Source organism: Ornithinimicrobium ciconiae (assembly GCF_007197575.1).
Taxonomy (GTDB): Bacteria; Actinomycetota; Actinomycetes; order Actinomycetales; family Dermatophilaceae; genus Ornithinicoccus; species Ornithinicoccus ciconiae.
In genome coordinates, this window is sequence record NZ_CP041616.1 from 1,132,302 (window position 1) to 1,141,308 (window position 9,007).

At 68.6% G+C, this 9,007-nt stretch carries 13 protein-coding genes; 10 read left to right on the plus strand and 3 right to left on the minus strand.

Annotated features, from left to right (window positions below):
• The first annotated feature begins 33 nt into the window (after positions 1-33).
• The 8 genes from rpmJ (at position 34) to FNH13_RS05235 (ending at position 5,753) form a co-directional block, all read left to right on the plus strand.
• Positions 34-147, plus strand: coding sequence for a 50S ribosomal protein L36 (rpmJ, locus tag FNH13_RS05200; RefSeq protein ID WP_006592630.1), 114 nt, complete (start codon positions 34-36; stop codon positions 145-147).
• Positions 148-348: 201 nt separating this feature from the next.
• Entirely contained in the window at positions 349-726 is a 378-nt protein-coding gene (gene rpsM / locus FNH13_RS05205) for a 30S ribosomal protein S13 (RefSeq protein WP_143782495.1), read from the plus strand.
• 97 nt (positions 727-823) lie between these two features.
• On the plus strand, positions 824-1,234 hold the full coding sequence (gene rpsK, locus FNH13_RS05210) for a 30S ribosomal protein S11 (protein WP_143782496.1): 411 nt from the start codon (positions 824-826) through the stop codon (positions 1,232-1,234).
• A gap of 28 nt (positions 1,235-1,262) precedes the next feature.
• A complete protein-coding gene (gene rpsD / locus FNH13_RS05215; RefSeq protein ID WP_143782497.1) occupies positions 1,263-1,871 on the plus strand; it encodes a 30S ribosomal protein S4 in 609 nt (202 codons plus the stop codon).
• Positions 1,872-2,140: 269 nt separating this feature from the next.
• The gene (locus FNH13_RS05220; RefSeq protein WP_143782498.1) at positions 2,141-3,163 is read left to right on the plus strand and encodes a DNA-directed RNA polymerase subunit alpha; all 1,023 of its coding nucleotides are present in this window, start codon (positions 2,141-2,143) and stop codon (positions 3,161-3,163) included.
• Positions 3,164-3,185: 22 nt separating this feature from the next.
• Positions 3,186-3,821 carry a 50S ribosomal protein L17 gene (gene rplQ, locus FNH13_RS05225; protein WP_143782499.1) on the plus strand — a complete coding sequence of 212 codons (636 nt, stop codon included), beginning with the start codon at positions 3,186-3,188 and terminating at the stop codon, positions 3,819-3,821.
• Positions 3,822-4,200: 379 nt separating this feature from the next.
• Complete coding sequence (gene truA / locus FNH13_RS05230) at positions 4,201-5,034, plus strand: tRNA pseudouridine(38-40) synthase TruA (RefSeq protein ID WP_143782500.1); 834 nt, start codon at positions 4,201-4,203, stop codon at positions 5,032-5,034.
• Positions 5,035-5,099: 65 nt separating this feature from the next.
• Positions 5,100-5,753, plus strand: a complete 654-nt coding sequence (locus FNH13_RS05235) for a hypothetical protein (protein WP_143782501.1) — start codon at positions 5,100-5,102, stop codon at positions 5,751-5,753.
• Here FNH13_RS05235 and FNH13_RS05240 read toward each other — a convergent pair.
• Entirely contained in the window at positions 5,714-6,643 is a 930-nt protein-coding gene (locus tag FNH13_RS05240; protein ID WP_143782502.1) for an EamA family transporter, read from the minus strand. The two genes, FNH13_RS05235 and FNH13_RS05240, sit on opposite strands and share 40 nt — an antisense overlap.
• Before the next feature lie 72 nt (positions 6,644-6,715).
• Here FNH13_RS05240 and FNH13_RS05245 point away from each other — a divergent pair, with 72 nt between their 5' ends.
• A complete protein-coding gene (locus FNH13_RS05245; protein ID WP_143782503.1) occupies positions 6,716-7,630 on the plus strand; it encodes a LysR family transcriptional regulator in 915 nt (304 codons plus the stop codon).
• 11 nt (positions 7,631-7,641) lie between these two features.
• Here FNH13_RS05245 and FNH13_RS05250 read toward each other — a convergent pair whose 3' ends face one another.
• Positions 7,642-8,001 carry a UBP-type zinc finger domain-containing protein gene (locus FNH13_RS05250; protein ID WP_143782504.1) on the minus strand — a complete coding sequence of 120 codons (360 nt, stop codon included), beginning with the start codon at positions 7,999-8,001 and terminating at the stop codon, positions 7,642-7,644.
• A gap of 101 nt (positions 8,002-8,102) precedes the next feature.
• Between FNH13_RS05250 and FNH13_RS05255 the strand changes: the two genes are divergently transcribed.
• The gene (locus tag FNH13_RS05255) at positions 8,103-8,426 is read left to right on the plus strand and encodes a TraR/DksA family transcriptional regulator (RefSeq protein ID WP_202878869.1); all 324 of its coding nucleotides are present in this window, start codon (positions 8,103-8,105) and stop codon (positions 8,424-8,426) included.
• A 105-nt stretch (positions 8,427-8,531) separates the two neighbouring features.
• Here FNH13_RS05255 and FNH13_RS05260 read toward each other — a convergent pair whose 3' ends face one another.
• Complete coding sequence (locus FNH13_RS05260; RefSeq protein ID WP_143782505.1) at positions 8,532-8,969, minus strand: cupin domain-containing protein; 438 nt, start codon at positions 8,967-8,969, stop codon at positions 8,532-8,534.
• Positions 8,970-9,007 lie beyond the last annotated feature (38 nt).

Consider the following 9,007-nt stretch of genomic DNA (forward strand, 5'->3'; position numbering starts at 1 on the left):
CCACCCACCAGATCGGAAAGACGGCACCAGAACATGAAGGTTCAGCCGAGCGTCAAGAAGATCTGCGACAAGTGCAAGGTGATCCGCCGTAACGGCCGGGTCATGGTGATCTGCGAGAACCTGCGCCACAAGCAGCGCCAGGGCTGATCACCCCGGGCGGTCCGCCGCCCTGCACGAGTCGCCGATCACGACGACGACACAACTCAACGCAGTACGCAGCACCCGACCCCCGACTTGCGGGACGTCACCCCCGGCGTGGAGGCCGGGGACCGCGGGCGAGAGCCCACCACAGAGGATGCGGACCGGTGCTGCACCACGACCTCCACACGAAACCAGGAGAACAGCCATATGGCACGTCTCATCGGTGTTGACCTCCCGCGCGAGAAGCGCGTCGAGGTCGCTCTCACCTATATCTTCGGCGTGGGTCGCACCCGCGCCGACAAGACGCTGGAGGCCACGGGCGTCGACCCGGCCACCCGCGTCAAGGACCTGACGGACGAGCAGCTGGTCCAGCTGCGTGACCACCTTGAGGGCAACTACCGCCTTGAGGGTGACCTGCGTCGTGAGGTCGCCGCGGACATCCGCCGCAAGGTCGAGATCGGCAGCTACCAGGGTCTGCGGCACCGCCGCGGTCTGCCGGTGCACGGTCAGCGCACCAAGACCAACGCCCGCACCCGCAAGGGTCCCAAGCGGACCGTCGCAGGCAAGAAGAAGGCCGCCAAGTAATCACACGGGGGCTTCGCCCCCCGTGCACCCCCGAACGCTCGCTCCGCCCGCGGACCGATGGACCGGGGACGACATACTTGCTCATTCGTCAGGAGAAATGAATGCCCCCAAGAGCCGTAGCACGGCCGGCGCACGCAAGGTGCGCAAGAAGGAAAAGAAGAACGTTGCCTTCGGGCAGGCTCACATCAAGAGCACGTTCAGCAACACCATCATCTCGATCACTGACCCGACCGGTGCGGTGATCGCGTGGGCCTCGTCCGGCCAGGTCGGATTCAAGGGCTCGCGCAAGTCCACCCCGTATGCCGCCCAGATGGCTGCCGAGGCTGCTGCCCGTCGCGCCATGGACCACGGCATGCGCAAGGTCGACGTGTTCGTCAAGGGCCCGGGTTCCGGTCGCGAGACCGCTATCCGCTCGCTCACCGCTGCTGGCCTTGAGGTCGGTGCCATCTCTGATGTCACCCCCCAGGCACACAACGGTGTGCGTCCGCCCAAGAAGCGTCGCGTCTGAGATCCGGAAGGGAAGGTAAGGAAAGAACATGGCCCGTTACACCGGACCCATCACCAAGAAGTCCCGCCGGCTCAAGGTCGACCTCGTCGGTGGAGACAAGAACTTCGACCTGCGTCCGTTCCCCCCGGGGCAGCACGGCCGCCGCCGCAGCCAGGAGAAGGAATACCTGACCCAGCTGCAGGAGAAGCAGAAGGCTCGCTTCACCTATGGCGTCATGGAGAAGCAGTTCCGCCGCTACTACGCCGAGGCCGCACGTCGCCCCGGCCGCACCGGCTCGAACCTGCTGACCATCCTCGAGTCCCGCCTGGACAACGTGGTCTACCGCGCTGGCCTGGCACGCACCCGTCGTGCCGCCCGCCAGCTGGTCACCCACGGCCACTTCGAGGTCAACGGCCACCGCGTGGACGTCCCGTCCTACCGCGTCGAGCCCTACGACATCATCACGGTCCGCAAGCAGTCCGTCGAGAAGTTCCCGATCGAGCTGGCCCGCCAGACTTTCGGTGACCGTCCCGTCCCGGCCTGGATGAAGGTCGTCCCGGGCTCGCTGCAGATCCTGATCCACCAGCTGCCCGTGCGTGAGCAGATCGACACGATCCTCACCGAGCAGCTCATCGTCGAGCTCTACTCGAAGAATTAGTCAGTGGGGGCCTCCGGCCCCCACACCCCCGACGGCCAGGAGCTCGCAAGCTCGCGAGTTCCTGGCTGTTCCGGGAAACCAAGGCTCGCAAGCTCGCTGGTTTCCCGGGTTCGCTTCGCGAACAGCCGGTATGGCGAGGCTCACCTTGTTCGATGAGCGTCCGCCATACCTCCGGCAGCACCGAGGACAGAGTCGGTCTGTCGGTCGGGACCTCGGTCCCGACAGATCACTGGGCGTCAAATAGCGGTCGCCCGTGGAAAGGAAATATCGTGCTCATCGCACAGCGTCCCACCCTGTCCGAGGAGGTCATCTCCGACGCCCGGTCGCGGTTCTCCATCGAGCCGCTCGAGCCGGGCTTCGGCTACACCCTCGGCAACTCCCTGCGCCGGACCCTGCTGTCCAGCATCCCCGGCGCCGCGATCACCAGCATCCGCGTCGACGGTGTGCTGCACGAGTTCTCCACCATCCCGGGGGTGAAGGAGGACCTCACCGAGATCATCCTGAACCTGAAGACCCTGGTCGTCTCCAGCGAGCACGACGAGCCGGTCATCATGTACCTGCGCAAGCAGGGTGCGGGCCCCGTCACCGCCGCGGACATCGCGCCGCCGGCCGGTGTCGAGGTGCACAACCCGGACCTGCACATCGCGACGCTGAACGACAGCGGCAAGGTCGAGATGGAGCTGACGGTCGAGCGTGGCCGTGGCTATGTCTCCGCTCAGCAGAACAAGTCCGGTGACCAGGAGATCGGCCGCATCCCGGTCGACTCCATCTACTCACCGGTGCTCGCCGTGACCTACAAGGTCGAGGCGACCCGTGTCGAGCAGCGCACCGACTTTGACCGTCTCGTGCTGGACGTCGAGACCAAGAACTCGATGGTTCCGCGCGACGCCATGGCCTCCGCCGGCAAGACCCTGGTCGAGCTGTTCGGTCTGGCCCGTGAGCTCAATGTCGAGGCCGAGGGCATCGAGATCGGCCCGTCGCCGACCGACGCCGCCCTGGCTTCCGACCTGGCCCTGCCGATCGAGGACCTGGACCTGACCGTCCGGTCCTACAACTGCCTCAAGCGCGAGGGCGTCCACACGGTGGGCGAGCTCGTCAGCCGCAGCGAGGCCGACTTGCTGGACATCCGCAACTTCGGTGCGAAGTCCATCGACGAGGTCAAGGAGAAGCTGGCCGACATGAACCTGTCCCTCAAGGACAGCCCCCCCGGGTTCGACCCGGCTCAGGCTGACCTCTCTGAGGACCTGGAAGACGAGGGCGACGCCAGCTTCGCCGAGGACGAGCAGTACTGATTCCCTTTAGGAGACCTGAGTTATGCCTACCCCCACGAAGGGCCCGCGCCTCGGCGGCGGTCCGGCGCACGAGCGCCTGATCCTGTCCAACCTCGCCACCGCCCTGTTCGAGCACGACCGCATCACCACCACCGAGGCCAAGGCCAAGCGCCTGCGCCCGATGGCTGAGCGCCTGGTGACCTTTGCCAAGCGCGGCGACCTGCACAACCGTCGTCGCGTGCTGGCCACCATCCGCGACAAGGGTGTGGTGCACCGTCTCTTCACCGAGATCGCACCGGACATGGCCGAGCGCCAGGGTGGATACACCCGCATCACCAAGATCGCGGCGCGCAAGGGCGACAACGCCCCCATGGCCGTGATCGAGCTGGTCCGCGAGCCGGTGGCCAAGAAGGCCGTCGTCACGCAGGCCGAGGGCGCCACCAAGCGTGCGGCCAAGGACAAGAAGGCTGCCGAGGCCGCCGCGATCACGGACGCCGAGCTGGCTGCCGAGGAGCCGACCACCACCGACGCCGCCGAGGTCGAGAAGGCCCAGGCCGAGGTGGAGGCCGCTGAGAGCGCCGACGTCACCCCGGCCGCCCCCGCCGAGACCGCTGAGGTCAACGACGAGGGCACCGAGGACGTCACCGAGGCCGCCAACACGGTCAAGGATGACGCCTGATCACACCCGTCCCGTGACGGTTCACACGGTCCCGTGACACCGAGCGCCCGTCTCCCTTCAGGGGGAGGCGGGCGCTCACCGTTGTGCTGCCACTTGTCGGGCTGTGCGCGACGCGCGGGTGGGCCTCTGAATGTGCAGGAAGGGCGCGACGACAGCGGGGTCCTGGCGCGCGACTTGCCGCAGCGATGTTCGCACTGTGCGCAACACGCGGGCGGGCCTCTGAATGTGCAGGAAGGGCGCGACGACAGCGGGGTCCTGGCGCGCGACTTGCCGCAGCGATGTTCGCACTGTGCGCAACACGCGGGCGGGGGCACCGGGGGTGCGGGCGGGGAGCGGGGCGGGGGCACCGGGGCACGGGCGGGACGGGTAGGTTCGGGGCGTGCGCATCCGGATCGACCTGGCCTACGACGGCACTGACTTCTCAGGGTGGGCGGCGCAGCCGGGGCTGCGCACCGTCGAGGGTGAGGTGTCCTCCGCGCTCGGCACCATCCTGCGCACCGACCCCGTCCGGCTGACCGTGGGTGGGCGGACCGATGCCGGGGTGCACGCCCGCGGTTCCGTGGCGCACGTCGACATCGACCACGCCGCCTGGACGAGGCTCCAGGGCCGCTCGGACCGGCCACCGCACGAGGCCGCAGTGACCCGGCTTGCCGGCGTGCTGCCCGCCGACATCGTGGTGCGTGCCGTCACCGAGGTCGCCGACGCGTTCGATGCCCGCTTCTCCGCGCTGCGGCGGCGCTACACCTATCGGATCTGCGACCGTCCCAGCACGCTCGACCCGCTGCGGCGCCGCGACACCGTGGCCCACAAGAAGTCGCTCGACGTTGAGGCGATGGACGAGGCCGCGCGTGGACTCGTCGGCCTCAACGACTTCGCCGCGTTCTGCAAGAAGCGGGAGGGCGCGACCACGGTGCGCACCCTGCTGGGCTACTCCTGGGAGAGGGGAGCGGACGGCATACTCACCGGAACCGTCGTGGCTGACGCCTTCTGCCACAGCATGGTCCGGGCGCTGGTCGGGTCGGTGGTCCCGGTCGGCGAGGGGCGGTATGCCGTGGGCTGGCCCGCCGAGATCCTCACCGCTGGCGTCCGGGACCCGCGCGTGACGGTGATGCCTGCGCATGGGCTCTGCCTGGAAGAGATTGTCTATCCGGCCGATGACCACCAGCTCGCGACACGGGCGCAGCAGGCCAGGGCCAGCCGCACGCTGCCCTGACCCCGGACGCAGAGTCGGCTGGAGTTGCAACCCGTAGCCTTGACCTACGGAGAGGAGGAGTCCCGATGTGGAAGGCATGGCGACGGCGTCAGCACCTGGCCAAGGCCACGCCGGGCGACGGCTCCGCGCTCAAGCCGCACCGGCCGTGGCACATCCCCACCCGCTCGGTCTTCCGGATCGCGCTGCCGGACGAGGACGGGGTCGAGCACGAGTACTCCGTCGACGTGGACTACTTCGACTGGAACGACACCATCCGCTTCTATCGCGACGGCCGCGAGCAGCTGGTGGCCGAGGCGCCGGCGGCGTTCCCGGTCCCCGGAGGAGTGGTGGAGGTGGCCACGGGGACGTTCGGCGTGACCCGGATGCACCTGGTGTCCGATACTGGCGGTGAGGAGCGGGTGCTCCGTCCGGTGCGGCACAGCCAGGAGTACTGGCGGGCTGTCCTCGACCACCGCCATCCGCGACTCAGCCGCTGGATAGGTCGCGTGGCGATCGCGGTCCTGCTGGTCGGCCTGGTGATCTTCGTGCCACAGCTGCTTGAGCGGGCCACCGAGTGGGACCTGGTGGCCGAGCGGGTCGGCACCTTCACCTCACCCCTTGCGCTGCCCGGCTGGCTCAACACGACGCTCTTCGTCGCGGGGATCGCGGCGTCCCTGGAGCGGGCCCTCAGCCTGCGCAATCACTGGCTGATCGACATCGACACCTGGTGGTTGGGCTGAGGCGGCACGATGGTGCCGCCGCGCGGATGTCGACGCAGTGACCCGAGCAGGACACCCACGACCACGATGACTCCACCGAGCAGCTCCGGGCCGCTGACCCGCTCACCCAGCACGAACCAGGCAGCCAGCATGCCGGCGACCGGGACCAGCAGTGAGTAGGGCGCCACGACCCCGGCCGGGTGGCGCGCCATCAGCCAGGTCCAGATGCCGGTTCCGACGACCGTGCCGAAGACCACTGTGTAGGCCAACCCCACCAGGGCGGGGCGAGCCTCCGGGGTGAGCGCTGTGCTCAGGGATGCCCCGATCCTCGACGGCCCCTCGACCACCAGCGAGACGGCCAGCATCGGCAGGGGCGGGACGACCGAGACCCAGAGCGTCAGGTGCAGGGGGCTTCGCGGGCGGGCCTGCCGGTTGCAGATGTTGCCGATCGCCCAGCCCAGGGCGCCCGCGAGAGTCAGCAGGAAGGGCAGGATCGCAGCGACCTGCGCGCGGTGCAACGCCACCAGCGTCAGCCCGCCGACCGCGATCAGGATCCCGAGCACCTGCTGGCCGGTCATCCGCTCACGCAGGAAGAGCGCGCCGAGCAGGACCGTGAACGGGGCGGAGGCCTGCAGCACCAGGGAGGCCAGGCCGACCGGCATCCCCGCCGCCATGCCCCAGTAGAGGAAGAGGAACTGCAGGGTGCCGAAGCCCAGGCCATATCCGAGCAGCCAGCGCAGCGGCACTTCCGGCCACGGGACCAGGAAGACGGTCGGGATGGCCAGGACCAGGAAGCGCAGGGCCACCAGGAAGAACGGCGGGAAGTGCTCCAGCGAGGCGTGGATCGCCGTGAAGTTCAGACCCCACATGACGGCCACCGAGACGGCCAGGAGGCGGTGACGGATCGGCATGGCTCCAAGCATGCGGCCCGCGATCGTCCAGGACAAGCGAAATGTTGTGACAGATGCGTGTAGGTTGCCTACATGGACGTCCGCCACCTGGAACTGCTGAGGGAGTTCGCGGAGCGGGGGAGCGTGACAGCCGTGGCACGCGCCACGCACCGCACGCCCTCGGCCGTGTCCCAGCAGCTGCAGACCGCCCAGCGAGAGCTGGGCGCCCAGCTGGTGGAGCCGCACGGACGAGGTCTGCGGCTGACCGAGGCCGGCGAGCTGCTGGCGCGTCGGGCCGTGGACGTGGCCACCGTCCTGGCCGAGGTCAGCGCGGACTGGGACGCCTTCCGGCACCACCCGACGGGCGGCGTCTCGGTGATGGCTCTGCCCAGCGCGGGGGAGTATCTGCTGCCACCGGCGCTCAGCGCGCTCGCCGGGGCGGGCATCGAGATCACCTGCCACGACACCGATGTCGCGGAGGCCGACTGGGCCGAGCTGACCAAGGATCACGACATCGTCATCGGTCACTCACTTCGCGGTCGTCGCCCGCCGGGGACCGCGGGGCTGGTGGTCACCAGGCTCCTGCGTGAGCCGTTGGACGTGGCGCTGCCCACCGGGCACCGTCTCGCGGGGGAGCAGACCGTGCAGCCTCAGGATCTGGTGGATGACGCATGGATCGGCGTGCCGCTCGGCTTTCCGTTTGACACGGTGCTGCAGGCCATCGAGGCCGAGACGCAGGCGACGCTCCGGGTGGTCCAGAGGGTGCGGGACAACCGGCTGGTCGAGGCGATGGTCGCCGCCGGCCACGGGGTGGCTCTGCTGCCACGGTTCACCACCCGGCTGCGGGACGGCGTCGTGCTGCGCCCGCTCGGCGGTGTCGACACCGGGCGAGCAGTTCTGGCGATCCAGCGTCCGGACCGGGCAGCACGTCTGGCGGTGCGTCAGGTCCTGGCGACGATCCAGCAGGTCGCCGACGACCTGGCCACCGTGGCTGCGGAACCCCGATAGCGGTCAGCGGCTCACTTGGGGTGCAGGCGCGACTCCCAGTCCTCCGGCACCCTGCCGGCCGGCCCCGGCTTGGGCTGGTCCTCCGGGTGACTGGTGGGTGGCGCCAGGTCCGGGCCGCTGGCGTCCTTGCGCTCCTCCGGATAGGAGTAGAACCACTCCTCCCCAGGCTCGAAGCTCTGCATCATCGGGTGGCCGGTCTCCGTGAAGTGCGCCGTCGCGTGCTGTGACGGCGAGCTGTCACAGCAGCCGACGTGCCCGCACTGGGCGCACCTGCGCAGGTTGAACCACCACCCGTCCTCGGTCGCTAGACACTCGACACAGCCGGTGCCGCTCGGTGGAACAGTGACATCGATGCCGGTGGCATTTGTCATCGGACTCTCCTTCCTGAGGGATCCCATCCACATTGGCAGCAATCGGGACCCCGTGGGGGAGCAGAGGTGCCAGAGTGAAGGGGAGGTGGCAGAGTGAGGGGATGGCACAGGAGAGGATCTCCGCGAAGCTGCGGGTCAAGGAGGCCGACCTGCTGGAGCAGATGGAGCGCCTGACCCGCCCCGAGCAGGACCAGGGTGCCATCAGCTTTGGCAAGCGGATCGGCGACGGCACGGCGATGGCCGTCGACCGGCTCACCGCGGTGGGGGCGCACAACAACCTGCAGGACATCCTGGACCAGGTGCGTCGCGCGCTGAGCAAGCTGGACGAGGACACCTATGGCCGGTGTGACGAGTGCGGCACCCAGATCGCGCCGGGTCGCCTCGAGGTCCGTCCGTGGTCGACCCACTGCGTCGCGCACGGCTGACCGAGACCTCTCACCCCGCTGGCCGCGCCGCCTACGCGCAGAGGGAGTATGCCGTGTGCTCACGGCATACTCCCTCTCCGGCGTGCTGCGTGGTGCAGCCCGCGCTCACTCCTCGTTGGGGTCCCTCTCGGCGTCCTTGTGCTCGGGGTGGACGGTGCCCGGCTCGTGGTCGGCGGGACCGTAGAGGACATAGACCTTCAGCGGCTCGTCACCGGTATTGGTGACGTTGTGCCAGGTGCCGGCCGGCACCAGGACGATGTCGTCATCCCCGACGTCCTTGACGAACGACAGGTCCTTCTTGGTCGGGCCCATCTCGGTGCGGCCCTTGCCCTTCTCCACGCGCAGGAACTGGTCGTTCTTGGGGTGCACCTCAAGACCGATGTCGTCGCCCACGTCGATGCTCATCACCGTGAGCTGCAGGTGCGCGCCGGTCCACAGCGTCTTGCGGAAGTTCTTGTTGTCGACCGTCATCTTCTCGATGTTGACGACGTAGGGCTCCTTGCCGTGGTCCTTGCCCGTCGTGAAGGTCTCCTTGTCCGCCATGGGTGTTGCTCCTTACTTGAGTCGATGCAGGGAACTTG

Excerpts from the sequence above, each read along its gene's own strand:
- rpmJ (WP_006592630.1), top strand. The coding sequence starts at position 34 with ATGAAGGTTCAGCCGAGCGTCAAGAAGATCTGCGACAAGTGCAAGGTG.
- rpsM (WP_143782495.1), top strand. The coding sequence starts at position 349 with ATGGCACGTCTCATCGGTGTTGACCTCCCGCGCGAGAAGCGCGTCGAG.
- rpsK (WP_143782496.1), top strand. The coding sequence starts at position 824 with ATGAATGCCCCCAAGAGCCGTAGCACGGCCGGCGCACGCAAGGTGCGC.
- rpsD (WP_143782497.1), top strand. The coding sequence starts at position 1,263 with ATGGCCCGTTACACCGGACCCATCACCAAGAAGTCCCGCCGGCTCAAG.
- rplQ (WP_143782499.1), top strand. The coding sequence starts at position 3,186 with ATGCCTACCCCCACGAAGGGCCCGCGCCTCGGCGGCGGTCCGGCGCAC.
- FNH13_RS05235 (WP_143782501.1), top strand. The coding sequence starts at position 5,100 with ATGTGGAAGGCATGGCGACGGCGTCAGCACCTGGCCAAGGCCACGCCG.
- FNH13_RS05240 (WP_143782502.1), bottom strand. The coding sequence starts at position 6,643 with ATGCCGATCCGTCACCGCCTCCTGGCCGTCTCGGTGGCCGTCATGTGG.
- FNH13_RS05245 (WP_143782503.1), top strand. The coding sequence starts at position 6,716 with ATGGACGTCCGCCACCTGGAACTGCTGAGGGAGTTCGCGGAGCGGGGG.
- FNH13_RS05250 (WP_143782504.1), bottom strand. The coding sequence starts at position 8,001 with ATGACAAATGCCACCGGCATCGATGTCACTGTTCCACCGAGCGGCACC.
- FNH13_RS05255 (WP_202878869.1), top strand. The coding sequence starts at position 8,103 with ATGGCACAGGAGAGGATCTCCGCGAAGCTGCGGGTCAAGGAGGCCGAC.
- FNH13_RS05260 (WP_143782505.1), bottom strand. The coding sequence starts at position 8,969 with ATGGCGGACAAGGAGACCTTCACGACGGGCAAGGACCACGGCAAGGAG.